The organism is Bradyrhizobium sp. WSM1253, assembly GCF_000244935.1.
In the GTDB taxonomy this organism is placed as follows: Bacteria; Pseudomonadota; Alphaproteobacteria; order Rhizobiales; family Xanthobacteraceae; genus Bradyrhizobium; species Bradyrhizobium canariense.
Window position 1 is genome coordinate 6,242,887 of the sequence record NZ_JH600073.1, and the last position, 24,298, is coordinate 6,267,184.

Genomic DNA, 24,298 nt, shown 5'->3' on the forward strand with positions numbered 1-24,298 from the left:
CGAGGAGCTCTTGCGACGAAGCAATCCAGGCTGTCACCGCGGATGCATTTCTGGATTGCTTCGCTTCGCGCGCAATGACGGAGAATATCCCTAATTTCCCTTCACCAGGGGGCAGCCGCCTTTGTCGAGCGGGCGGAAGGCCTCGTCGCCGGGCACGGTAGCGATCAGCTTGTAGAGGTCCCACTCGCCCTTGGATTCCTCGGGCTTCTTGACCTCGAACAGATACATATCGTGGACCATGCGGCCGTCGATGCGGATCTTGCCGTTCTTGGCGAAGAAGTCGTTGACCGGCGTTTTGCGCATCTGCTCCATCACCTTCGGTGCCTCGTCCGACTTGATGGCGTCGATCGCCTTCAAATAATGCATGGTCGCCGAATAGAGCCCCGCCTGGATCATGGTCGGCATGTGGCCGACCTTCTCGTTGAAGCGCTTGGAGAAGGCGCGCGTCTCCTCGTTGGTGTCCCAGTAGAACGCGTCGGTGATGATCAGGCCTTGCGTCGACTTGATGCCGAGCGAATGAACGTCGGTGATCTCCATGAGCAACGCGATCATCTTTTGGCCGCCCTGCGTCAGGCCGAATTCGGCCGCCTGTTTCAGGGCGTTAGTGGTGTCGCCGCCGGCATTGGCCAACGCGACCACCTTCGCCTTTGAGGCCTGGGCCTGGAGCAGGAACGAGGAGAAGTCCGACGAGTTGAGCGGATGGCGGACTTCGCCGAGCACCTTGCCGCCGCTCTCCTTGACGACGTTGGCGGCGTCGCGTTGCAGCGCCATGCCGAAGGCGTAGTCGGCGGTGACGAAGAACCAGGTGTCCTCGCCGCGCTTGACCATCGCCTTGCCGGCGACGTTCGACAGCGCATAGGTGTCGTAGGTCCAGTGCACCGTGTTGGGCGAGCAGGCGACGCCCGTGATATCGGATGAGCCGCCGCCCGAGTTGATGTGGATCTTGTTCTTCTCGCGCGTCAGCGCCGAGATCGGCAGCGCCACCGACGACGTCGGCACGTCGAAGATCGCGTCGACCTTGTCGTTGTCGTACCAGTTGCGGGCGATGTTGACGCCGACGTCGGGCTTGTTCTGGTGATCGGCGGAGACCACTGCGACAGGCTTGCCCGCGACCTTGGCGCCGTAATCGGCGACCGCCATCTCCACGGCGGCGAGCGAGCCCTTGCCGGTCGCGTCCGCATAGAGGCTCGACATGTCCGTGAGCACGCCGATCTTGACGACGTCGTCGGAAATCTGCGCCTGCGCGGCGCCCGACGTGGCGGCGAGAGCAAGACCGGCCGCGATCGCGACGATGAGTTTTTGCATTTGTTTTTCTCCCTTGCGTTGTTGTTTGGGCGTTGTTGCGGGCACGTTCTAGCGACAAACGGACGCGGGAGCAAAGCCCGGGATGCGAGATGAGGGTTGAGAAATAAGCAGGGCGCGGCGGTGTTTTTGCCCTCTCCCCTTGTGGGAGAGGGTGGCTCGCCGCGCTAGCGGCGAGACGGGTGAGGGGTTCTCTCCGCGAGTCTCACTGTAATCGAAGGTGCGGAGAGAGACCCCTCATCCGGCGCTTCGCGCCACCTTCTCCCACAAGGGGAGAAGGAGAAGACACCGCGCGCTCACGCGCCGCCCCTCAGCCGTTCGTTGCGTCGGCGCAAGCCTTCCAGCGTGGCGAGTAGGATCACCGAGACCGTTGTCAGAATCACCGCCGCTGCCGTGATGGTCGGGCTGATGTTCTCGCGGATGCCGCTGAACATCTCGCGCGGCAGGGTGCGCTGTTCCGGACCTGCCATGAACAGCACGATCACCACCTCGTCGAAGCTGGTCGCGAAGGCGAACAGGGCTCCCGATGCCACGCCGGGCAGGATCAGAGGCAGGATCACGCGGCGGAACGCGTCAAGCGGTGAGGCACCGAGCGAGGCAGCGGCGCGGGCCAGATTGGTGTCGAAACTTTGCAGCGTCGCACCGACCGTGATCACCACAAAGGGCGTCGCCAGCGCGGTGTGGGCCAGGATCAAGCCGAGATAACTGCCGGTCAGTCCGATCGGCGCGAAGAAGAAATACAGGCCGACCGCGGTGATAACGCCGGGCACGACGACCGGCGACAGCGCGAAGGCCAGCACGAGCGGCTTGAACCGGCTCTTCCACTGCGCCAGCCCCAGCGCCGCCAGCGTGCCGAGCACCATCGACAGCAAGGTCGAGGCCACACCGATGATCATGCTGTTCTTCAGCGAATTCATCCAGCGCGGCGAATTGATGAAGTCGTCGTACCAGCGCAGGGAGAGGCCCGGCAGCGGATAGGTGAGGTACGAGCCCGAGCTGAAGGACAGCGGCATGATCGCAAGGATAGGCGCGATCAGGAAGATGAACACCAGCGTGGAGATAACGATGGTCGCGGTCCACGCGATACGCTGGCTCGGCGTGCGGATGGAGGAATTGTCGCTCAATTCTTCATCCCTCCCGTCACCTGCTGTCCCTGCACCAGCTTTCCGTAGACGAGCGCGAGCAGAATAGTGGCGAGCAGCAGCACCGCACCCAGTGCCGAAGCAAGACCCCAATTGGCCGTCTCGGTCGTGTAGAGCGCGATGAAGTAGCTGATCATTTGATCGGCGGCGCCCCCGACGAGGGCCGGGGTGATGTAATAGCCGAGCGCCAGGATGAAGACGAGCAGGCTTCCCGCGCCGATGCCGGGCAGCGTCTGAGGCAGGTAGATCCGCAGAAAGGCGGTGAGCGGCGGCGCGCCGAGCGAGGCGGCGGCACGCATGTAAGCAGGCGAGATCGCCTTCATGCTGCTGTACAGCGGCAGGATCATGAACGGCAGCAGGACGTGGGTCATGGCCACGCAGACGCCGAAGCGGTTGTAGATCAGGCGCAACGGCGCGTCGATGATGCCAAGCCAGAGCAGGCTGTCGTTCACGACGCCTTTGCTCTGCAGCAGCACGATCCAGGCGCAGGTGCGGACCAGCAGAGACGTCCAGAACGGCAGCAGGACGAAGATCATCAGCAGGTTCGACCGGCCGGGCGGCAGCGCCGCCAGCAAGTAAGCGACCGGGAAGCCGAGGATCAGGCACAGCACCGTGACACTGAGGCTGATGAGAAAGGTGCGGACGAAAACGTCGCGGTAGATGGCCTGATCCGGCGGGGCTGCGACGATCGTGCCGTCCGCGTTCCGCGTCAGATCGAGCGCCGACAAAAGATAGAAGCCGGTCATGGGACCACTGGCGTCCTTGATCGTGGTCCAGGTGGCGCGTTCGCGCCAGGCCGGGTTGATCTTGCCCAGTGTCTCCCTCGCCGTGCCGGGGTCGGGCACGGTCTTCAGATTGCGTGCGGTGCTGGTCAGGATCGTACGGAACCCGTTCAGCGCGTAATTGAGCCGCTTGGCCGCAATCGCAATGGTGCCGGAAGCGCGCGCCGCCATGATGTCGCCTGCCAGCGCCGCGTAGGCCTTTTCGTCCGGCAGATCCCTGCCGTCCCAACTAGCGAGAGCCGCGATGGTCTGAGGCAGAACCAGACGCACCTCCCGGTCATCGACGGCACGCCACAGCATGCCGGCGATGGGCCCAGCGAAGGTGAAGAGCAGGAAGATGAGAAGCGGCAGAATGAGTGCCAGCGCCTTGGTCTGGCGCGCGCGCTCCGCCTGCTTCAGCCGGCGCTTGAGCGGCACCTTGGCCAACGCGTCGGCGCCGATTGAGGAGGCTGCCGTCATCGGGAGCCCCATTGTGACTGGACATCTCTCGTCATTTTGGCTGTGGCAATCGCGTGCGGCCTTTCGGAGCGATCTGAGCAAGCGCCTCGTCCCTCGAGACGACCGCGGAGCCTGTCATCGGGCCGCGCTTTGCGCGGACCCGGTGGCGGTCTCCTCAGGATGAGGCTCTCCGAAGTCGCTGCCGCGCACGTCCTCATCCTGAGGAGCTCGCCTAAGGTGGGCGTCTCGAAGGATGGCCGCGACGAAACTGCTGTCAATGCGCGCCGCACGCCGGTTCGGCCGCGCGCTATTTCGCTGCCCATTTGTTGAAGCGCTCGGTCAGGCGGTCGATGTTCTCGAGCCAGAAGGCAACGTTGATTTCGACCGCGTTCTTGATGTTGTCAGGTGCTGTCGGCAAATCCTTCAGAACGGCAGGCGCGAGCAGAGCGGCTGCGTCCTTGTTCGAGGTGCCATAAGCAATGTTCTCCGACAGTTTCGACTGGTTCTCCGCCTTGCCGACGAAGTCCAGGAACTTGTAGGCCGCGTCCTTGTTCGGGCTGCCTTTCAGGATCACCCAGGTGTCGATGGTGAAGAGGGCTCCGTCCCACACCATGCCGAAATTCTTCTTCTCGTTCTTGTTCGCGGTGTCGATGCGGCCGTTGTAGACCGAGGTCATCGCCACCTCGCCGGAGGCGAGCAATTGCGGCGGCTGGGCGCCGGCCTTCCACCAGACGATGTCGCCCTTGATGGTGTCCAGCTTCTTGAACGCGCGCTCGACGCCTTCGTCGGTCGCCAGCACCTTGTAGACGTCCTTTGGCGCGACGCCGTCGGCCATGAGGGCGATCTCGAGCGTGGTCTTCGGGCCCTGACGCAAGGCGCGCTTGCCCGGAATCTTTTTGGTGTCGAAGAAGTCGGTCCAGCCTTTGGGAGCCTCCTTCAGCTTGTCCTTGTCGTAGCCGAGAACGAAATCGTAGAGGATGGCGCCGACGCCGCAAGCGTTGACTGACGGTGGGATATAGGCGGCCTCGCCGCCGATCTTCGAATAGTCGAGCTTTTCGAACAGGCCTTCCTCGCAGCCAACCGCCAGTTCGTCGCTCTCGACCTGCACGACGTCCCAGGTGGCGGCACCACCCTGCACCTTGGCGCGCAACACGCCGACCCCGCCGTCCCAGGACTCGTCGTTCATCGCAACACCGGTCGCTTTCTTGAACGGCTCGAAATAGACCTTCTTCTGGGCATCCTGATACGCGCCGCCCCACGACACGACGGTGAGGTCACGCGCCTGCGCGACCGTGGCCAGCGCCGCGCTGGCGGCGAATGCCGCGGCGAACCCCAGTACAATCTTGCGCTTCAGCATGGTCTTTGTTCCTTCTTCTTCACGTGACTTGCGTTGAGCTTGGTCGATGTAGGTCCGCCCGCGTTGGAGCGTTGCTGCATGGTTGGATCAGACGGGATCGAGGGCGAGGCAGTCCTCCGGGCGGAAGGTGATGAACACGTCATCGCCAGGTCTCAGGCTGCCAGCTGTAAGGCTGCCAGCTCTCAGGCTGTCATGCGTCCCCGGCTGAAGCTTGACCATAAACTCCCTGTTGTCGGCGACGTCGAGCACGGCCAGCGCGTGGTCGCCGAGATAGATGGTGTTCTGCACCTTGGCCGGCAGTCGGTTCGGTTCGTCGCTGGAGGTGCCATTCGGGATAATAGCGATCCGCTCCGGCCGCACCGACAGCGAGGTCGATGCGCCCGCGCCTGATACGTTGACCGCTCGTGCGGTCACGGCGCCGCCGCCAGCCAGCGCAACGCGGCAATAATCTTTCTCGACCGTCTCGACGGTGCCGGCCAGCACATTGTTCTCGCCGATGAAATGGGCGACGAAGCTGTTCACCGGATGCTCATACAGCCTGTCGGGCTTGTCGATCTGCTGCACGATGCCGTCGTTGAATACGGCGATGCGGTCCGACATGGTGAGCGCTTCACTTTGATCGTGGGTGACGTAGACGACGGTGATGCCCATCGTCTCGTGCAGTTGCTTGATCTCCAGTTGCATCTGCTCCCGCAGGCGCTTGTCCAGGGCGCCCAGGGGTTCGTCCATCAGCACGAGTTGCGGATTGAAAACCAGGGCGCGGGCCAGCGCCACGCGCTGCTGCTGACCGCCGGACAGCTGCCCGGGCCGGCGCTGTGCCAGGTTTTCCATCTTGATCATGCGCAATGCCGCTTTGACACGATCCTGCGCTTCGGCCTTGTTCGTGCTGCGGACGGATAGCGGGAAGGCGATATTCTCCGCAATCGTCAGGTGCGGAAACAAGGCGTAGTTCTGGAACACCATGCCGATGTCGCGCTTGTGCGGCGGCACATTCTTGATCGGCCGGTCCGCGAGGTAGATCTCGCCATGGGTCGGAACCTCGAAACCCGCCAGCATCATCAGGGTGGTCGTCTTGCCCGAGCCCGACGGACCGAGCAGGGTGACGAACTCGCCCTTCCTGATGTCGAGATCGAGGTTCTTCACCACGAGGTGCTCGCCATCGTAGGTCTTCTGAATGCCGGAAAAGCGCACCAGTGCCGGCGCAGGCGTGACCATGCCGGCTTCCATGTCGTCCTCGCGTTATCAGCCACAGTGCTGTCGGCACCTCGTCCGAGTGTGCGAGGAACAGCTTAGCATCCTCCGACCAGAATGCCAGCGGCGCAAGTAACGACGCGCACGGACCCGTCGAGGAAAGGCGCGCTACATTCCCGACAGTTTCGTCACAGACACATTCAGCGATCCGCCAGCTTCCGCGATCACGCGCAGCGTCTTGGAGTCAAAGGCGATGTCGGCCAGCGTCAGGCTGTCGATCTTCGCCTCGACCTTGACGCCGTCCTCGCTCTTCTGGAAATCGGCGATCGCGGCTGCGATCTTCTCGCGTGCATTGGCGGCAATCGGCTTCAGATCGATTGTCGCTTTCTGCACCAGCGCCTGCTGCATCTGCGGCACCACCGCGCGCGCCGCGGCACCCAGCAGGCCGAAGGCCGCCTCGGACTCCACCGCGAGCTGGATGTCGGCGAGCCGCAGCGTCTGCTGCGCCTGGTCGAGCATCGGCCGGCCCCAGATGTGCACGGTCGCTTCGGCGCCGAGACCAAGCCAGCTCTTCTTCTCCTTGGCGCGCACCAGCAGCGAGATCAGGAGGCGCTCGCCCGACGGGATCACGTTGACGCTTTTCACAGTGACGTCCACGGGACCGGAGCCATCCTCGGGATAGGTATGGCCGACCATCTGCGCCGCGATCAGCTTGTTGATCTCGGTGAAGGGCACGTCGATGGGTACGCCGATGTTCACGCCGGTGCCGGTCGGCGGCACGATCGAGATCTTGTCGGGGAACGGGCAGTCGGGCTTGGTCGGCGTGGAGGTGACGCGCGTCTCCGCTTCCAGGCCCATCAGCAACGTCACGGCCTGCGCGTCGACGCGCGGCTGCGCGGCGATGGCGCGGATCGGCTTCATCTCCAACCAGAGCGGCGGCAGTGCGGCCGAGGAGTCCGAGCCTTGCAGCGGGATCGAGCGGCAGGCCTTGGCCCATTGCAGCTTCGCGTTCTCCCGCAAGGTCGGATCGTTGCGCATCCGTTCGGAGACGGCGTTGATTTGTTCGCTGACGGTCTTGTCGATCAGCGGCTTTACCTGCGCCGGCACGTTGACCTTGGCACCGGAGATGTTGAGGTTGGTGTCGCCAAGGTTGACCTGGGCGCCGAGATTGGGCTCGAGATGCCAGTTGGCCGCGAGCTTCGGCCGCGAGGTGACGACGACGTTGCCCTTGATCTCGGCGCTGGCGTTCAGATTCTTGATGTTGACCGCGCCGATCTGTTTCGCGGCATTGCCGCCGAGCACGCTGCCGAGCGCCTCGCCGAGCGCGCCGGTGGCTTTCGACGACAGCGAGCCCGTCACGTTCAGCTTGCCCGTGAGCGGCGTCGAGATCGTCAGCACGTCCTTGTCGCCGACAGCCGACATCGGCCCGCGCACGGCGGACCAGCCGATGTCGCCGTTCTCCAGGATTTGCGAGATCGGGTTCTCGGCCTTGCCGGCGAAATTGCGCGGAGCGGCCTTCTCGGCCTGCTCGCGGATCGCCGACAGCGCGATGGCGACCGGCGCCACCACGATCGAGCTCTTCGAGACCGGCGGCAGCGGCGGCAATTGCGCGACCGGCGGCGCGGAATTCGTCGCCCGCGGCGACAGCCAGTCCATCGCCTTGAGGCTGATGAAAAACGACGCCGCGAGCACCGCGACGGCGATCAGGACAGTTTTCAAGTTCAGCGTCAGTCGCATCAATCCCCCAGGCCGCCCCAGGGCAGAAGTCTACAGGGCAGGCGAGGAGGGCGCTAGAGCCCACCGATGGGGTGGAATTGGGGCAAACATATTAACGGCTGCGAACGCGCAATTGTCGCGCATTCGTCATGGCGCACCCTAGCTGCGCTTCGGACGGCGCACCGCTCTCACATTGCCGCGATCTCCGCCACCGCAGAAGAAGCGGTCGCCGCCATCGGACTCCAATCCTGACACCATCGTCCCGGCGGGCAGGTCGAGCTGCTCCAGCACCTTGCCCGTATCAGGGTCGATCCGCCTGATGTCGCTGTCCTCGCCTTCCCAGGTGCCGTGCCAGAGCTCGCCCTCGACCCAGGTCACGCCGGTGACGAAGCGCTTGCTTTCGATGGTGCGGAGAATTTTTCCCGTCTGGGGATCGACCTGATGGATCTTGCGTTCCCGATACTGCCCGACCCAGAGCGAGCCCTCGGCCCAGGCCAGTCCGGAATCGCCGCCGCCGCCAGGTGCAGGGATGGTGGCGAGCACCTTGCCGGTCGCAGCGTCAATCTTCTGGATGCGGTCCTCGGCGATCTGGAACAGGTGGCGGCCGTCGAACGCCGTTCCCGCATGCGCAGCGACATCGATGGAGCGGGTGATCTTGCCATCGGCCGGGTCGACTGCGTTCAATTTGTCGCCGGATGCGAACCACATATGGCTGCCGTCATAGGTGACGCCGTGCACGGCTTCGACGCCAGCATAGGGCCCGTATTCCCTGACGATCTCGGCGGCTGAACGTTTCATCTGCTCGGTCCCTGTAGTGTGAATCCCACTTTACGTCTTCAGGAGCGGTCCGGGGAGTAACAAGCCTGTCGGGAAACCCGGCACGGGCGGCGTCATCCAGCGCCGCGCCCGTCCGTGTCCGAAGGACTGTACCTTGTTCGATCGCGCCAGCTCTTCGAGGGCCCGCTGCACGGTGCGCGCGCTCGTTCCCAGCGCCAACGCGAGCGCCGAGCTCGACCAGGGCTCGCCGTCGGAGAGGAAGGCGAGCACATTGGCGTGCTTCTCCTCGACGGGTCGTGCCAGCACGAGAACCTCCCGCGTCTTGCGCGGTGTCTTGCGCGGCGCCAGCACAAAACCCTGCTTCGTCGCGCTGACGTCGGCGAGAGGCTCGAGCTTGGTGCGGAGCCGTCCGATTTCGACGCGCAGCCGGGCGCGATGCGATTCGTCGACGTGCCTTGCCTGAAACGCGCCCGTGATCAACGTTTCCCGCGAGACGTCCGCGGGCCAGGCCTGCGCCAGGATGCGGGCCAGCGCGAACAGCACCGGCCGCGTTCCGAGCGGCACGAGGATGCCCTGCCTGCGAACCGCGTGATGGAACGTGTCCACCACGAGCGCCTCCGATGTCGCGAGGTCCTCGACCTCCTCGAGCAGTAACGGCCGTTCGTGCCCGCGCGTGATCAGGCGCGCTGCGGGCGTGTCGAGCACGCGGCTCGTGCTTTCGACCTCGGCTGCAAGCGCTGCAATGCCGGCCTGCCGTGCTGCGCTCGCCGCGCGGCCGAGCGCCGCGCGCGCGTCCTTCGTTCGGAGCCGCCGGATGGCGATGCCGGCAATCACGAGCTCGCGGGCGACCTGCGCGGCCGGGGGCAGCGGCGTGGTGTTGATCTCGGCCAGCGTGCGCTCGGCCTCTTCGAGGCGCCCGAGAAGGAGAAGTCGGCGCGCCTCGATGTGACCCGCATGGGCGGCGTTGGCGAGGTCACCGTGGCTTGCGAGCGTCGCTCGCGCCGCCGCGAGCGTCTTAGCCGGCCAATTCAGGTCGCGCGAGACGAGCGCGATCTCGGCTTCCGCGACCACGCACCTGGCGCGCGCGACCGCCTCTCTCGGGCCGAAGGCGCGTGCGGCGCTGCGCAGCAACGTCTTCGCCTTGGCGAGATCGCCGAGCTGCGCCATCGCGATGCCGCGCAGCGCCAGCGAAGGTGCATCATTGCGCAGCGCAACGCGGTTCAGCGCGCCGAGCGGATCGCCGGCTTGGAGCGCGCGCGCCGCGGCCGTGATCAGCGACTCCATTCAAATCCCGCCACACTTGTTACTCCCACCACGCAACCGTCCGGTGCGAGAGATCGTTGACGGCCGACAATGTGCGGCGAGGGGCGAGCGGTTCCGCATCTTGCACAGCGAGATACGGAACGGCCGCCCGGGAAAAGTTGGAGAGCCATGATGACATCAGCTGACAACGCAGGAAATAACGGACAGGCCGCCATGCAAACACCGCCGGTGGTGTCGCCGCAGGACTGGGAGGCTGCCCGTCAGCAACTGCTCGTGAAGGAAAAGGCGCATACCCGTGCCCGCGACGCCCTGGCGGCCGAGCGCCGGCGCATGCCGTGGATGGAAGTGACCAAAACCTATGCGTTCGAGGGGCCCGGCGGCAAGGTCAGTCTGTACGACCTGTTCCAGGGCCGGCGGCAGCTGATCGTCTACCGCGCCTTCTTCGAGCCGGGCGTGTTCGGCTGGCCGGATCATGCCTGCCGCGGCTGCTCCATGGTCGCCGACCAGGTCGCCCATGTCGCGCATCTCAATGCCCGCGACACCACGCTGGTGTTCGCCTCGCGCGCGCCGCAGGGCGATATCATCAGGCTGAAGCAGCGGATGGGCTGGACCATGCCATGGGTCACCGTCACCGACAGTTTCGATGCGGATTTCGGCGTCGACGAATGGCACGGGACCAACGTGTTCTTCCGCGACGGGACGCGCATCTTCCGCACCTATTTCGTCAAGAGCCGGGGCGACGAGCAGATGGGCGGCACCTGGAATTACCTCGACATCACGCCGCTGGGACGGCAGGAGGTCTGGGAGGATTCGCCGAAAGGCTATCCGCAAACGCCGACCTACAAATGGTGGAACTGGCACGACAGCTACACCGAAGGCGCGGCGCCCGACAAGAAATGGGTCGAGATCTCGACCGCCGGCGAGAAGGCGTTTCGCGAGGAGGCGGCTGAAGGACGTGACTAGCCCCGTCAGCGCAACGGCCGGCGCGAGCCGCAATGGTGTGGTGGCCGCGCGTCACCTCGCCAGATGGCTGGCGCTGGCGGCGACGCCGACCTTCGCGATCATGGCCGTGCTGACGGCCATGGTCGATGGCCCGGCGGACATGCTGTGCGGCTCCGGACATGGGGCGATGCTCGGCGGGATGGTGCCGATGTATCTGCTGATGAGCGCGTTTCATTCGGCGGCGTGGCTGAGGCTGATTGCGGAGCGGTGGAGGGCGGTTGGTCGTTAAGACGGCCGCCGCGTCACCGCGGCCGCGTCGCTTCCGTCGAAGAACATGGCCATCAGGGTCTCGTCGTAATATCGGCCATTGTATTTCAGCGCCTTCATCCCGCGGCCGTATTCGACAAATCCTGCGGCCACGTAGAGCCGCAACGCGGCCTCGTTGTCGCTGACGACGACGAGATGAAGCTGCTCGACGCGCTTTGCGGCATGCGCCGCGACCGCGTTGACGAGGAGCCTCCCTGTGCCGGACTTCCGTGCCCGCGACCGCACATACATGCCCCAGAGCACCCCCTTGTGTGCGGTCTTCGCGCCGTCCTCCCGGCGGAAGCCGGCGGTCCCCACGAGCTCGCCCGCGATGAACGCGCCGAACACGTCCGATATCGCGAGGCGCTCCTCGAACCATGCGAGTGGCTTGTCTTGTTCGCGTTCAAGCGTGCTGGTGAAAGCCTCGGGATTGCTCGCGAGCGCCTCCAGCCGGACGGGGCGGTAGAGCGCGGCGTCGGCTGGTGTCAGCAGTCTGATCATGGTTATGCGAGATGTGCCAGCGGCAGGGGTGCGCCGGCCTTGAGCGTCTGGAGTGCGATGCTGCTGCGAACCTCTCGCACGATGGACAGGTTGAGCAGCTTGTCGACGAGAAAGCGCTGGTAGTCCTCGAGCTCGGGCACGACGATTTCGAGGAGGTAGTCAGCTTCACCGGAGACGAGGTGACAGGCAACGACCTCGGGCATGGCAACGACTGTCCTTTCGAAGCTCAGCGCCTGGTCGTTGGCATGGCCGTTGATCTTGACGCCGAGGAAGGCCGAGAAGCCGAGCCCGAGGCGGCCGCGCCGGAGGGCGGCGCGGTAACCGTCGATATAGCCGTCGCGCTCCAGCCGTCGCACCCGTCGCAGGCAGGGTGACGGGGACAATCCGACCTTATCTGCCAGTTCGATGTTGCTCAGTCGCGCGTTGGTCTGGAGTTCGGTGACGATGCGCCGGTCGATCGCATCCAGCTCGCATTTTGGCATGAACCGCATCCCGTTTGATCAAGAAGGGCGCAATGTTGCGCCGGAGGCTTCGAGATTAGCCTAGTTCGCAAGGACACGCCTCGGTTTTCCGTGGGATGGATTGCTCGGACTTTGCTGCTGATGGAGCGAGCCATGACCGAGAGCCCGAACCTTGCGCCTCTGCTGGAGGCCGTCGAACGCTACTTTGTGCTGATGTACGACAATGACGTTTCGCAATTCGACCGCGTCTTTGCGCCGACTGCGCAACTCCATGGATTTCGCGACGCCGAATTGCGGATCCTGCCCGTTCGCGACTACAGGACGATGCTGGCGTCGACTGCGTCGCCCAAATCGAAGAATGCCCCGCGCCTTCAGGAGATATTGCTGGTCGATATGGCGTCGTCAGCGCAAGCCATGGTGAAAGTTCGCATTCGGATCGATGTGCTCCAATACGTTGACTATCTGGCGTACCACTGCATCAATGGGACCTGGCTGATTACCGCGAAATCGTTCCACGTGGAGCGACGGTATGAGCCGGCGGATACGTAGCGCCACCGCGATCCTACTGGCTGCCCATCGCCTCCAGATAGGCAATCACCTTCGCCGCTTCCTCCGCCGAGACGCCGCCATAGGGCTGCATCTTGTTGCCGGATACGATTTCGTCCGGCTTGACCATGAAGCGGATGAGTTTGTCCTTGTCCCAGACGAAGCCGGCTTCTTTCATCGACGCGGAATAGTTGTAGTTCGGCAGCGAGCCGGCCTTGCGTCCGACGATTTTATTGAGGTTGGGGCCTAGACGATTGTCGCCCTCTTTCACCGAGTGGCAGGTTCGGCAGGAATTGTTGAAGGCCTGCTGGGCTGCGTCGTCGCTCGCCGGCTGTTGTGCGAGCGAAGCGGGCGCGGTCAGCAGCAGTGCCACTGCGCCAGCTCCGACGATCGCGCGCAGCCAAGTGCCTTGCGGCGTTTGCGGATTTGATTGCACTCGCGCCTCCATCGGGGATCGCGTCGCAGCACGCGCGCGCTTGGGGATGCCGAGGGCAAACGAAAACGGCCCCGGTGGGTTCCGGGGCCGTTTGCGTCACAATGTCCTGTCGCTTACCGCGTCGCGGCGCCGAGATCCGCGCGGCGTTCCGTCATCGGCAGCACGATCACCTTGGTGCCGACGTTGACGCGGGAGTAGAGGTCCGCGACATCGTCATTGGTCAGGCGAATGCAGCCGGAGGAGACGTGCTTGCCGATGGTGTCGGGCGCGTTGGTGCCGTGGATGCGGTAGATGGTGCCGCCAAGATACATGGCGCGGGCGCCGAGCGGATTGCCGGGGCCGCCGGCCATGTGGCGCGGCAGATAAGGCTGGCGGGCGATCATCTCCGGCGGCGGGGTCCAATCCGGCCACTCGGCCTTCTTGGTCACCGACTGGGTGCCGGACCAGGTGAAGCCGTCGCGGCCGACGCCGATGCCGTAGCGTATCGCCTGGCCGTTGCCGAGCACCAGATAGAGGTAGGTGTTGGGTGTATCGATGATGATGGTGCCGGGCGCCTCACGCGTTGCGTAGGAGACGGTCTGGCGACGGAAGCGGGCCGGCGTTTCGACGGCGTCCTGATCTTCGGACGGCGCGGCCTGATAGGGTGTGGCTTGATAAGGCTGGTATGGCGCCGCGATCGGCGGCAGCGGCTGGAAGAAGGGGAAGAGCTGCACAGGCGCGGCCTTGGCCGGGCCGGCGAACGCGATCGCGGTGACAGCCACTGCGCCAAACGCAACGGCGCGCGAATAAGTCTTCAACGTCTCCGGATTGATCATTGGTCGCCCCTGTTTGCGCGGTGTTTTTTGGTCACCCGGCACCATTTCGGTGCTCTGTTGCGGAAATCACTAACGGAAAGAAGTTTCGGGACGTTTGCGCGGAAAACCGAAAACGGCTTCATGGCGGCAAGGATTGTTTCATGACGGTTTCGTGGCTGCGCGGACCCGTTAACGAACAAAACAGCGGGCCGACACTTCCATGACGTCACACGCCTGAAATATCCGTGGTTGATGGTCCAAAGCCGAGAATCATAAAAATCTCGGGATTTCCCCATGCGGGTATTAATCGCGACTGACGCCTGGCATCCGCAGGTCAACGGTGTGGTCCGGACGCTGACCTCGCTGGCTGGCGCGGCCAAGGCATTGGATGTCGAGATCGACTTCCTCACCCCGGACGGTTTTCGGTCGTGGCCGCTACCGACATATCCGGGGCTGCGCATTGCGCTGCCGAGCGGCAAGGAGATTGCGCGGCGGATCGAGAGGGCGGCGCCCGAGGCGCTGCACATCGCGACCGAAGGGCCGATCGGCTGGGCGGCGCGGGCTTATTGCCGTCGCAACCGGCTCGCCTTCACCACCTCCTACACCACGCGCTTTCCCGAGTACGTCTCGGTGCGGACCGGCATCCCCGCGAGCGTCGGCTACGCCGTGCTGCGCCACTTCCACGATGCCGCCGCCATGACCATGGTGGCGACGCCCTCGTTGCGGCAGGAGCTCTCCGAGCGCGGCTTCAAGCGGCTCGGCTTCTGGACCCGCGGCGTCAACACCGAGCTGTTTCATCCCGACTCTCCGGCGAAGCTCGATCTGCCCGGGCCGATCTTCATGACGATGGGCCGCGTGGCGGTGGAGAAGAACCTGGAAGCGTTCCTCTCGCTCGACCTGCCCGGCACCAAGGTCGTCGTCGGCGACGGCCCGCAGAAGGTTGCGCTCGAAAAGAAATATCCGGACGTTGTGTTTCTCGGCGAGAAGAAGGGTGCTGACCTTACCGCGCATCTCGCCGCCGCCGACGTGTTCGTGTTTCCGAGCCTGACCGACACGTTCGGCGTGGTGCAGCTCGAAGCGCTCGCCTGCGGCACGCCGGTTGCGGCGTTTCCGGTGACGGGTCCGAAGGACGTCATCGCGGATCACCCGATCGGCGCGATCGACCACGATTTGCGCGCCGCGTGCCTGCGCGCGCTCACCATGTCGCGCGAGACCTGCCGCAATTTCGCGCTGGAGCGCTCCTGGGAAAACAGCGCGCGCCAGTTCGTCGGCAACCTCACTTCACTTCAGCCCAGCCGTGCCTTGCGCGCCTCGCCGATCATGGCGCGTCGGCCGGTGCGCGGTTGACCCAAAACGTTTCGAACCACAGCGAGAACCTCATCGATGGCTAAGATCATGAACCTTGACGGCACCCAGCAGCTCGACCTCACCCGCGGCACGGTTGAGCAGGCCTATGACCGCTGGGCGCCGGTCTACGACCTGGTGTTCGGAGGCGTGTTCGCCAAGGGCCGGCAGGCTGCGATCGCGGCCACCAACAAGATCGGCGGCCGGGTGCTCGAAGTCGGCGTCGGCACCGGCATCTCGTTGCCGCTCTACGCGCCGCATCTGCGCATCTTCGGCACCGACATCTCGGAGGCGATGCTCGACAAGGCGCGCCAGCGCGTCGCCGAGGGCAAGCTGAACAACGTCGAAGGCCTCGCGGTGATGGATGCCGAGAAGCTCGAATTCCCCGACAATTCCTTCGACGTCGTGATGGCGCAATACGTCGTCACGGCCGTGCCGAATCCGGAAGTCGCGCTGGACGAATTCGCCCGCGTGCTGCGCCCCGGCGGCGAGCTGATCATCCTCACCCGCGTCAGCGCCGATACCGGCATGCGCCGCTTCATCGAGCAGAAGCTGCAGCCGGTGGTGCGTCCGCTCGGCTTCCGCACCGCCGAGTTCGCCTGGTCGCGTTACGCCAAATGGCTCGCCGGCGCCAACGGCATCGAGCTTGCCGAGCGCCGCCTGATCCCGCCGCTCGGTCATTTCTCGCTGGTGCGCTTCCGCAAGGTCGACGTCGCCAAGGCGGCGTAACCCAAGCTCACGCGTCGCATGCGTCACGGCGTCGCTGCGCATCGTCACATGACAAAATGATGATGTCACACGGCCTACATCGAATCTCTGTAAATCCTGAACCCGAAAGCATTTGGGGGAGAGCATGATCAAGAACTATCTCGAGCAGCTGCGGATCCAGCGCTGGGACGACCACCGCTACTATCACCACAGCCGCATCAATCAGAGCCTGCACTTCGTCAGCGCGCTGAGCTTCTTGTTCGCCTATGTCTGGCTGTTCGTCGACCCCATGATCTCGGCGCTGGTCGGCTGGCTGGTCTCGATGACCTCGCGCCAGGCGGGTCACTTCTTCTTCGAGCCGCACGGCTACGACCAGATCAACCAGGCGACGCACGAGCACAAGGAAGAGATCAAGGTCGGCTACAATCTTCAGCGCAAGGTGGTGCTGATGTCGATCTGGGCGCTGTCCCCGGTGGTGCTGTTGGTCGATCCCACGCTGTTCGGACTGTTCACGCCCTGGGCGGGCGCGACCGACTTCATGCGGCAGGTCGCCAAGATCTGGCTCGTGGTCGGCGGCGGCGGTCTGATGTTCCGCACGGTGCACCTGTTCTTCATCCGCGACGTCGAGACCGGCCTCGTCTGGATGACGAAGATCCTGACCGACCCCTTCCACGATCTGATGCTCTACCGCAACGCGCCGCTGGCGCTGATGCGCGGCGAGCTGATGGACCCCGGCCTGCACCTCAAGCCCGAGCACACGCTGGGCCTGATCGGCGAGCCCACACTCGAAGAGCAGCACGCCTGAGCGCGCCGTTCTCACCAAGGCCTCCGATGTCTGATGGTTGCGTCATGCCCGGGCTCGTCCCGGGCATCCACGTGTTGGGCCCGGCCGCTGCGTTTTCTTCGCCTCGCCCAGCGTGCGGGGAAGTGGAATTGAGCGCCGCCACAGACGCCGTCATTCCGGGATGGTCCGAAGGACCAGACCGCAGGTGCGCATTGCGCACCGGGGAATCTCGAGGTTCCGGGTTCGGCTCTTCGAGCCGCCCCGGAACGACTGTGTGTTGGAGCGGAGAATCGACCTTAGCGTCCGAAGCGCTTGGCCAGCATCTCTTTCAGGATCTGCCGCTTGATGGTCTTGTTGGTGAGGACGCCATCGTGCCACCAGAAGCCGTCGGCCTTCATCTTCTCGGCGGCGCGAACGAAACGTTCGGCGACCTCGGTGAAATCGGCATCGGTGTAGTTCAGGCTGAAGATCAGCCGGCCGGTGCCGACCCAGCTCAAGGACAGGCCTTCGGCGCGCAGATAATATTGCAGCATCCAGTTGTAGCGGGACGGCGTGGTGTATTTCACCGTCCAGATCGACGAGAAGTTCGCGAACCGCACCGGCAGGTCGGCATCGCCCATCATTTGGTTGAGCTTTTGCGCGCGGCCGTTCCAGGTCTCGTCCAATCCGTCATAGATGGCGCGGAGGTTCGGGCTGGCGAGCCGGCTCAGAAACTCGTCCATCGCCGTCATGACGTAGGGGTGCGAGTTGAAGGTGCCGCGGGCGAAGCAGACGTCGGCGGGGCGGTCGTCGCGGAAGCGGCGCATCAACTCCTTCTTGCCGCAGACCACGCCGACCGGCAGGCCACCGGCGAGGCTCTTGCCGTAGGTCACCATGTCGGCCTTGACGCCGAAATACTCCTGGGCGCCGCCTGCCGCGAGACGGAAGCCGACGAAGACCTCGTCGAAGATCAGCACGATGCCGCGCTGGTCGCAGACCTCGCGCAGCGTCTTGAGCCACTCGGTGTAGGCGGTGCGGTCAAAATTGCCGCCGCGAGAGGAATCAACCAGCGAGGAGTCGCCGGGCGCGTTGCCATTCGGATGCAGCCCCTGCAGCGGGTTGACCAGCACGCAGGCGATGTCCTTGCGCGTCCGCAGCACGTGCAGCGTCTTCTCCGACATCTCGGCGAGGGTGTAGGTCTCGTGCGCGGGAATCGGATTGCCGACTCCAGGCTGCACGTCGCCCCACCAGCCATGATAGGCGCCGGCGAAACGAACGAGATGGGTGCGCCTGGTGTGATAGCGCGCGAGCCGCACCGCCTGCATCACGGCCTCGGTGCCGGACATGTGGAAGGAGACTTCGTCGAGGCCCGAGATCTGGCACAGCCGCGCCACGTTCTCGAGGATGACGGGATGGTAGGGGCCGAGCACCGGTCCGAGCGCGTGCGCGCGCTTCTCGGAGCCCTCGATGCATTCCTTGTAGAAGTCGTTGCCGAAGATGTTGACGCCGTAGGACCCCGTGAGGTCGTAGGAGGTGTTGCCGTCGACATCCGTGACGGTGACGCCGCGCGACGACTCCAAGAAGGTCGAGGTGCCCAAATGCTCGCGGACGAGGCGCGAGAACTGGAACGGCACGCGGTAGGTTTCGGTGAAGTGCAAATCGGAGATCTTTTCCGCCGCTTCCTTCGTCATCGCGCGGCCCTTGGGGTAGCGCTCGGCGTAGAGACGCGCGAGACGGAAGAAGCCGTCCTTGCGCTGCGTTGCGACGTTCGCCGGCGCGCCGTCGCAGGCGAAGTACGCATCGCCTTCGAATTCGTAGAACGGGAGCAGCTTTGCCACCCGGCGCGACATCTTGGAGTGTCCGGCGAGCGAGCGGTGCTTGGCGCGGGACAATGCGATCCGCGCCTTGATTTTCGGGAAGGCGACGGCAGCGGACGCTGCGGCGGCCACGGACAAAGAAAGAATCGGGAGTGTCGTTTCCATGACAACAAGCGCTAATACTGCGAGCTGACAGATTCATGACAGTCAAAGCCCTGATCGCCTCTTTCACCCAGCAGGAAGACCTCAACTTCCTGCTGACCAACCGCATCCCTCGCGCGGCGCTAACCCGCTTCATGGGCTGGTTCTCGAAGATCGAGAACCCGCTGGTGCGGGACGGCTCCATCGCGCTGTGGAAGCTGTTCTCCGACCTCGATCTGTCGGAGGCGCGGAAAACGCATTTCAAGAGCCTGCACGACTGCTTCACCCGGGAGCTCAAGCCCGGCTTGCGCCCCTTTGATCCGGACCCCTCCATTGTCGCCAGCCCGTCCGACGGCATTGTCGGCGCCCATGGCCGGATCGCGGACACCGAGCTGTTCCAGGTCAAAGGCGCGCCGTACTCGCTGCTCGATCTGCTCGGCGATTCCGCCCTTGTCGATCAGCACCGCAACGGCTCCTTCGTCACCCTGCGGCTGACCTCGAGCATGTATCACCGCTTCCACGCGCCCTTTGACGCGCATATCGAGCGTGTCACGTTGATCCATGGCGACGTCTGGAACGTCAACCCGATCGCGCTGAAACGGGTCGAGCGTCTGTTTTGCAAGAACGAGCGCGCAGTGATCCGCACGCATTTGCCGACGGGCGAAGCCGTGACGCTGGTACCGGTCGCCGCGATCCTGGTCGCGAGCATCCGTCTGCATTTCCTCGACATGGTGCTGAATGCCCAGACGAGAGGGCCGGTCAATTTTCCCTGCGACGTCAACGTGAGCAAGGGCGAGGAGCTCGGCTGGTTCGAGCATGGCTCGACCATCATCATCCTCGCGCCCGGCGATTTCACCTTCTGCGACGACATCGCCGAGGGCACGCGCATTCGCGCAGGTCAAGCGCTGCTGAGAAAAAACTAGCCTTCAATCAGCCGCGTCGGCCGCCTATATCGTCCCTGGGACGTTTCTGCGACGACGGATTTGGTGATGGCACAGGCGCCGGTGATGGCGGCGGGTGGTATTGTGCTGCGGCGAGGTGCGCCGCCGCTGATCGCCGTCGTGCGCCAGCGCAAGCGCAACGAATGGGTTTTGCCCAAGGGCAAGCTCGACGACGGCGAGACGCCGAAGCAAGCCGCGCATCGCGAAGTGCTGGAAGAGACCGGTCACGAGGTCGCCATCCACGAATTTCTGGGCACGCTCGTCTATCAGTCCGGCGGGCGCTCCAAGGTCGTGCATTTCTGGCGCATGGAGGCCGGGGACGGTCCCGTCCGCAAGCTGATGAACGACATCAAGGCGGTCGACTGGTTGACGCTGGAAGACGCGCTCGCGCGCCTGTCGCGCGAGTACGAGCGCGTGTTTCTGACCCAGGTCGGCCCGATCGCGCTCGCGGCGGCAGGGCTTGCGCCGGTGGATACCGACGTCACACCGCCGCTCGCGACCGAGGATGTCGATGCAGCCTTGCAGACGCTGACGCCAGCCGAAGCGGCTTCGGACGAGTTGCGGCATGGTCTCTTGCAGAAGGTGAAGGCTTGGCTGCGCGGCGAGGCGTGAGTTCTCCTCGCGCGCAGCGTGACGGTGCACCCTCGCCCCTTGCGGGAGAGGGTGGCTTTGCGAAACAAAGCCGGGTGAGGGGTCTCTCTCCACGCGTCAAGCTGTCGATGAGTTTTCGCCGATAGAACCCCTCATCCGGCGCTTCGCGCCGCCTTCTCCCGCAAGGCGAGAAGGAAGAAAGTCACCGCCGCTCCTTCTCCTTCGGAACTGGTGCTGGCCTTCGCGGCGCTGCGGGGCGTTGCGCGGCGGGGAGGCGCTGCTGGAATCCGCCCGGGCGTTGCATGCCCGGCTGTCGAGCAGCGGGCGGCTGGCCGGGCTGCATGCCGGTGCGCGGAAGCTGCGGCTGCAGGCCCGGCTGCTGGTGCGTTCCGCCCGGCTGCGGCGGCGCGACTCCGCCGGGCTGGGTCGGAATCTGCCCACCGCGTTGCGGCCGGGTTTGCGGCGTGCCGTCAGGCTGCGTGCCTTGACCGGTGCGCGGTGGGCCTGCCGGACGTCCCGCGCCTTGCTTCTGGCCTTGCTGTTGCTGACCCTGACCCGCGCTCGGCGTACCGGGCTGGACGGCGCCGCCTTGGCCCGACGCTTGACCCTGTCCTTGGCCCTGCCGCTGGGGCTGGGCGCCTTGGCGGCCTGGCGTGCCGGGCTGCTGCTGGCCTGGACGGTTGTTCTGACCGGGCTGACCGTTCGGCCGCTGCGGCTGTTGCGGCTGTTGTCCTGGCGCCGTATTCGGCCGCAATTGTTGCTGTTGCGGCGGCTGGAACGGCCGCGGAATGCGCGGGCTCGCGGTCGGATTGGCACGGCGGAAGTCGCGCTGCTCGGTGACGATCTGCCGGCCCGTGGTCTGCGCCAGATGCACCTGGCTGACGAAGCCGCGGTCGCGTGCGATCTGCTGTGGTGCGATCGTGATCGGCACCGCGGCAAAGCGCATGACGCCTGCCGCGGCCGCGCCCGGCCGGATCGCAAAACCGCTCGCGCCTTGCGTCAGCGCGCCGAGCCGCGTCCCGCTCGTGCGGTCGTCGACGTCGATGTGTCCGACCCGGCCGTCGGCGTCGGGATAGAGCTTGATGTTGACGTTGTTGGCGTTGTTCGCGGCCGGGCCTTCCGGCACCTCGACGACGCCGGTGGTGCCGCGGATGCCGAGCGTCGCCGTCGGCGTCGTGATCTTCATGTCGCCGGTCTTTGCCACCGCCGCCGCGACGAAGGCGACCGTGCCCTTGCCGATGTCGAAGATTCCTGCGTTCTGTTTGCCGCCGTCCTCATAGACGTAAGTGTCGATGGTGATCTTGGCGCTGGCCGAGAGGTTGAACGTGGTCGCGTCGTTGAAGGTGATGCCGAGCGAGGAGTTCGACGAAGTCTGCACGACGTCGTTGAGATAGATGTCGTCGCGTACCCGCAGCGGATAGGAATTTTTGTCGCGGATCACGGTCGCGATGCCCGTCACCGTCGCGACGTTGCCGATCGGCTCGATGGCGGCGGGCTGCGCCTCGGTCGCGGGAACGGGTGAAGCCGATGGCGTCGGCGAGGGGGCGGGCGACGGCTGCGCTTGTGGCTGCGCCTGCGCAAGCTCGATCGCATCGGATGCGAACGCAACGCTCGCGCCGGCCGGCGGCAACGCCAGCAGCACAAGCGCGAACATGAAGCGGCGCCAGGCCACGATAAATGTCACGAAGAGTCCCGGTGAGAAACGCGAGGCGAGATCGACCGATATCAGCCGGGTACAGCTGAACGGCGGATGAATGTCTATCGCACGGCGGCGGTGAACGTTCAAATCCAACTCTTTCCCCTCATGGTGAGGAGCGCGCCCTTGCGCGCGTCTCGAACCATGCAGGCCCGCTCGCGATCCGGGCCTTTGCCCTTCGAGACGCCTGCTTCGCAGGCTCCTCAGGGTGAGGGGATAAACTGAGACTGTCGCGCATGATCCCGGGTCGATGCTTCGCATCGCCCGGGATGACTATAGAATGGGACGATGGTGGTGCGTCAGCTCACGCGCTTCCAGGTCTGGCCGCCGCAGAACATGCCGCCGAAGGCGCAGCCCTGCACGCGCATTGCATTCGGGCCCTTCATCGCGATCGTCGAGTCGTAGTTGCGGCCGGAGTCGGGATCGTGGATGCGGCCGCTCCACTTCGCGCCGTCGGGCTTCATGTTGATCAGGATACGCTCGTTGGTCTTCGCGGCGTAGCCGCAGAGATTGACGCCACACTGTTCGACGCGGACATTGCCCTTGTTCTCTTCGGTCGCCCAGACGCCGATCGGCGTGTTGGCAACCGCGACAGGCGCGGCGGGCACCGGCGCCGGAGCGGGGGCCGGAGCAACCGCGACGGGCGCGGGAGCCGCAGCGGGCGCGGTCTGCGTCGTGGAGTCGTAGCCAGCGGACGGAGCAGCGGCAACCGTCGTGCTGGGTACCGCGATAGCCGGCGCTGCCGGCGCGGTCGCCTGCACGGGGGCCTGCTGCACGGGCTGCTGCTGCTGCACCGGAGCCGGCGCCGGCTGCGCGGTCGTGGCCGGAGCCGGCGTGGTGTCGACGTCATCATCCTTCGAGCCAAGGCCCTTGAGGTTGATGTTGTTCAGCTTGATCGGCTTGTCGGACAAGCCCGGCGCGACGATGGTCACGCAATTGAGCGAGGCGCAGTTGCGCGGCGTCTCGATGCGGATGTTCTGGCCTTCGATCTGGAACGAGATCGCATTGCCGGCATGCGCGGCGGCGGTGGACGCGAGGAAGAGAGCGGTGGCGGCGATGGTGAGCTTGTTCATGACAACCTCCGAAGAATGTGTGGGTCCCGATGGGACTGAAGTCGCGGGTGGATGAAGCGTGGTTCGACCCTACGCCGGGCCGGTCGGACCTTCTGTGATGGGCGTCACAACGGCTCCCCGGTGCTGGGTGACGCCGCGCACATTCAGCCGCGATTGCATCTGTGTAATGTCGTCGCCACAGAGAGGGAGGCGCCGATGATGCGGCTTGTGACTTCGCTTGGCACATTGATCGCGCTGATGGCGATTGCGCCCGCAGCCGAGGCCGGGTCCTTCGCGTTCTCGATCGGCGGTCATCGATTCCAGGTCGACTCGCCCAGCCATTGCCGATCGGCTTCCTGTGTTTCGGTTTCCTCCCATCGCAGCTTTCGGCCGGACGATGACACGACGCCGGCCCCTGCGCCGGTGCTTCCGCCGCCGCAGCCGCTCTATCCCGCGGCTCCGGTCAGGCCAGCGCAAGCGATTGCGGTAGCGCCTGCGGCGGCGCAGACGGCTCCTGTCCTTGCCTCAACGACGTCGCAGCCAATTGTCCTGCCGCAGGCGCCAAGCTCCAATCCGCCGCGGGTCGAGCTACCGCGGATGGATCCGCCGAAGACCGTCGCGCTCGATCCGCCGCGCATGGAGGCACCTGTCGTCGCGCCAAGGCCGGAGCTCGAGCAACCCGTGACGAGCCCTGAGCGTGGCGACGACGAGCCCGCCTATTTGCCGCTGGGCGAATGGGAGAGCGCAGGCGCCAAGGGCACGGTCCGCATCGAACGCTGTGGACCGGCACTGTGTGGCTTCGCGCTGACTGAAGCGTCGGCCAGGGGCGAGAGCGTGCTCGTCAACATGAAGCCGAAAACGCACGACGTCTGGACCGGCAACATCTACAGCCGCTCCAGCGGCAGCACTTATTATGCGACGATGACGCTGAAGAGCTCCGGCAAGCTCCACGTGGAAGCCTGCGCAGTCAGCCATTTCTGGTGTTCCGGAAACGACTGGACGCGAGCCGAAGAGCGGCCGGAGAAGCTGATCACGACGTCGCGGCAGTGGAGCGCGCGGTCGTAAGGGAAGCGTTCGATACCTCGGCTGAAGCCGCTAGATCATGCCGAGCACGATGGCACCGACAAAGGCCATGGCGAGGTACGCGGTGATAACGCTCAGTCTCCCGGCGAACGTCATGATGTCGCTCCCGCTGTCGCGCCGCCTTGCGCGAGAGCGTCATGGTTAACAGAAAGTCTCTTTCCGAAAAAGTCAGCCTTGCTGTCACTCGCCACGGGCAGGTGCTCCTGCT

At 64.9% G+C, this 24,298-nt stretch carries 24 protein-coding genes; 9 read left to right on the forward strand and 15 right to left on the reverse strand.

Annotated features, from left to right (window positions below; all coding sequences use genetic code 11):
• Positions 1-90: 90 nt before the first annotated feature.
• From BRA1253DRAFT_RS30500 to BRA1253DRAFT_RS30535, 8 genes are all read right to left on the reverse strand, one after another.
• Entirely contained in the window at positions 91-1,305 is a 1,215-nt protein-coding gene (locus BRA1253DRAFT_RS30500) for an ABC transporter substrate-binding protein (protein WP_007600785.1), read from the reverse strand.
• Positions 1,306-1,598: 293 nt separating this feature from the next.
• On the reverse strand, positions 1,599-2,426 hold the full coding sequence (locus BRA1253DRAFT_RS30505; protein ID WP_007600787.1) for an ABC transporter permease: 828 nt from the start codon (positions 2,424-2,426) through the stop codon (positions 1,599-1,601).
• On the reverse strand, positions 2,423-3,685 hold the full coding sequence (locus BRA1253DRAFT_RS30510) for an ABC transporter permease (RefSeq protein ID WP_035995528.1): 1,263 nt from the start codon (positions 3,683-3,685) through the stop codon (positions 2,423-2,425). The genes BRA1253DRAFT_RS30505 and BRA1253DRAFT_RS30510 overlap by 4 nt, the downstream gene beginning before the upstream one ends.
• Positions 3,686-3,971: 286 nt before the next feature.
• Positions 3,972-5,021 carry an ABC transporter substrate-binding protein gene (locus BRA1253DRAFT_RS30515; protein ID WP_007600792.1) on the reverse strand — a complete coding sequence of 350 codons (1,050 nt, stop codon included), beginning with the start codon at positions 5,019-5,021 and terminating at the stop codon, positions 3,972-3,974.
• A gap of 87 nt (positions 5,022-5,108) precedes the next feature.
• A complete protein-coding gene (locus BRA1253DRAFT_RS30520) occupies positions 5,109-6,248 on the reverse strand; it encodes an ABC transporter ATP-binding protein (RefSeq protein WP_007600793.1) in 1,140 nt (379 codons plus the stop codon).
• A gap of 132 nt (positions 6,249-6,380) precedes the next feature.
• On the reverse strand, positions 6,381-7,949 hold the full coding sequence (locus BRA1253DRAFT_RS30525) for a DUF4403 family protein (RefSeq protein WP_007600794.1): 1,569 nt from the start codon (positions 7,947-7,949) through the stop codon (positions 6,381-6,383).
• Between the two features lie 138 nt (positions 7,950-8,087).
• Positions 8,088-8,726, reverse strand: coding sequence for a PQQ-binding-like beta-propeller repeat protein (locus BRA1253DRAFT_RS30530; RefSeq protein ID WP_007600795.1), 639 nt, complete (start codon positions 8,724-8,726; stop codon positions 8,088-8,090).
• Positions 8,727-8,756: 30 nt separating this feature from the next.
• Complete coding sequence (locus BRA1253DRAFT_RS30535) at positions 8,757-9,989, reverse strand: hypothetical protein (protein ID WP_007600796.1); 1,233 nt, start codon at positions 9,987-9,989, stop codon at positions 8,757-8,759.
• Positions 9,990-10,136: 147 nt separating this feature from the next.
• On the opposite strand from BRA1253DRAFT_RS30535, the gene BRA1253DRAFT_RS30540 reads away from it, so the two are divergent.
• Together BRA1253DRAFT_RS30540 and BRA1253DRAFT_RS30545 are read left to right on the forward strand one after the other, a co-directional pair.
• Positions 10,137-10,931 carry a DUF899 domain-containing protein gene (locus BRA1253DRAFT_RS30540; protein WP_035994234.1) on the forward strand — a complete coding sequence of 265 codons (795 nt, stop codon included), beginning with the start codon at positions 10,137-10,139 and terminating at the stop codon, positions 10,929-10,931.
• Positions 10,924-11,199 (forward strand): hypothetical protein, encoded by a 276-nt coding sequence (locus tag BRA1253DRAFT_RS30545; protein ID WP_007600798.1) that lies wholly within the window; start codon positions 10,924-10,926, stop codon positions 11,197-11,199. The genes BRA1253DRAFT_RS30540 and BRA1253DRAFT_RS30545 overlap by 8 nt, the downstream gene beginning before the upstream one ends.
• On the opposite strand, the gene BRA1253DRAFT_RS30550 is transcribed toward BRA1253DRAFT_RS30545, so the two are convergent.
• Entirely contained in the window at positions 11,196-11,717 is a 522-nt protein-coding gene (locus tag BRA1253DRAFT_RS30550; RefSeq protein ID WP_007600799.1) for a GNAT family N-acetyltransferase, read from the reverse strand. The genes BRA1253DRAFT_RS30545 and BRA1253DRAFT_RS30550 overlap by 4 nt on opposite strands.
• 2 nt (positions 11,718-11,719) lie before the next feature.
• The gene (locus BRA1253DRAFT_RS30555; protein WP_007600800.1) at positions 11,720-12,199 is read right to left on the reverse strand and encodes an Lrp/AsnC family transcriptional regulator; all 480 of its coding nucleotides are present in this window, start codon (positions 12,197-12,199) and stop codon (positions 11,720-11,722) included.
• Positions 12,200-12,331: 132 nt separating this feature from the next.
• On the opposite strand from BRA1253DRAFT_RS30555, the gene BRA1253DRAFT_RS30560 reads away from it, so the two are divergent.
• The gene (locus BRA1253DRAFT_RS30560; protein ID WP_007600801.1) at positions 12,332-12,727 is read left to right on the forward strand and encodes a nuclear transport factor 2 family protein; all 396 of its coding nucleotides are present in this window, start codon (positions 12,332-12,334) and stop codon (positions 12,725-12,727) included.
• A 13-nt stretch (positions 12,728-12,740) separates the two neighbouring features.
• Here the strand turns inward: BRA1253DRAFT_RS30560 and BRA1253DRAFT_RS30565 are convergent, their stop codons facing one another.
• On the reverse strand, positions 12,741-13,172 hold the full coding sequence (locus BRA1253DRAFT_RS30565; RefSeq protein ID WP_035994237.1) for a cytochrome c family protein: 432 nt from the start codon (positions 13,170-13,172) through the stop codon (positions 12,741-12,743).
• 101 nt (positions 13,173-13,273) lie between these two features.
• Positions 13,274-13,975 (reverse strand): L,D-transpeptidase, encoded by a 702-nt coding sequence (locus BRA1253DRAFT_RS30570; RefSeq protein ID WP_007600803.1) that lies wholly within the window; start codon positions 13,973-13,975, stop codon positions 13,274-13,276.
• Between the two features lie 273 nt (positions 13,976-14,248).
• On the opposite strand from BRA1253DRAFT_RS30570, the gene BRA1253DRAFT_RS30575 reads away from it, so the two are divergent.
• From BRA1253DRAFT_RS30575 to BRA1253DRAFT_RS30585, 3 genes are all read left to right on the forward strand, one after another.
• A complete protein-coding gene (locus BRA1253DRAFT_RS30575; RefSeq protein WP_007600810.1) occupies positions 14,249-15,301 on the forward strand; it encodes a glycosyltransferase family 1 protein in 1,053 nt (350 codons plus the stop codon).
• Positions 15,302-15,337: 36 nt separating this feature from the next.
• A complete protein-coding gene (locus BRA1253DRAFT_RS30580) occupies positions 15,338-16,027 on the forward strand; it encodes a methyltransferase domain-containing protein (protein ID WP_007600811.1) in 690 nt (229 codons plus the stop codon).
• Between the two features lie 124 nt (positions 16,028-16,151).
• Positions 16,152-16,811 carry a hypothetical protein gene (locus tag BRA1253DRAFT_RS30585; RefSeq protein ID WP_007600812.1) on the forward strand — a complete coding sequence of 220 codons (660 nt, stop codon included), beginning with the start codon at positions 16,152-16,154 and terminating at the stop codon, positions 16,809-16,811.
• Positions 16,812-17,086: 275 nt separating this feature from the next.
• Here the strand turns inward: BRA1253DRAFT_RS30585 and BRA1253DRAFT_RS30590 are convergent, their stop codons facing one another.
• Entirely contained in the window at positions 17,087-18,751 is a 1,665-nt protein-coding gene (locus BRA1253DRAFT_RS30590; RefSeq protein WP_007600813.1) for an aminotransferase class III-fold pyridoxal phosphate-dependent enzyme, read from the reverse strand.
• Positions 18,752-18,786: 35 nt separating this feature from the next.
• Between BRA1253DRAFT_RS30590 and asd the strand changes: the two genes are divergently transcribed.
• Positions 18,787-19,650 carry an archaetidylserine decarboxylase gene (gene asd / locus BRA1253DRAFT_RS30595; RefSeq protein WP_007600814.1) on the forward strand — a complete coding sequence of 288 codons (864 nt, stop codon included), beginning with the start codon at positions 18,787-18,789 and terminating at the stop codon, positions 19,648-19,650.
• 66 nt (positions 19,651-19,716) lie between these two features.
• Positions 19,717-20,280 (forward strand): NUDIX hydrolase, encoded by a 564-nt coding sequence (locus BRA1253DRAFT_RS30600; RefSeq protein WP_007600816.1) that lies wholly within the window; start codon positions 19,717-19,719, stop codon positions 20,278-20,280.
• Between the two features lie 181 nt (positions 20,281-20,461).
• On the opposite strand, the gene BRA1253DRAFT_RS30605 is transcribed toward BRA1253DRAFT_RS30600, so the two are convergent.
• Both BRA1253DRAFT_RS30605 and BRA1253DRAFT_RS30610 read right to left on the reverse strand, forming a co-directional pair.
• Positions 20,462-21,934: a FecR domain-containing protein gene (locus BRA1253DRAFT_RS30605; RefSeq protein WP_035995532.1), complete on the reverse strand. Its 1,473-nt coding sequence runs from the start codon at positions 21,932-21,934 to the stop codon at positions 20,462-20,464.
• Positions 21,935-22,254: 320 nt separating this feature from the next.
• Complete coding sequence (locus BRA1253DRAFT_RS30610; RefSeq protein ID WP_007600820.1) at positions 22,255-23,028, reverse strand: DUF2147 domain-containing protein; 774 nt, start codon at positions 23,026-23,028, stop codon at positions 22,255-22,257.
• Positions 23,029-23,223: 195 nt separating this feature from the next.
• Between BRA1253DRAFT_RS30610 and BRA1253DRAFT_RS30615 the strand changes: the two genes are divergently transcribed.
• Positions 23,224-24,072, forward strand: a complete 849-nt coding sequence (locus BRA1253DRAFT_RS30615) for a DUF2147 domain-containing protein (protein WP_007600821.1) — start codon at positions 23,224-23,226, stop codon at positions 24,070-24,072.
• Positions 24,073-24,298 lie beyond the last annotated feature (226 nt).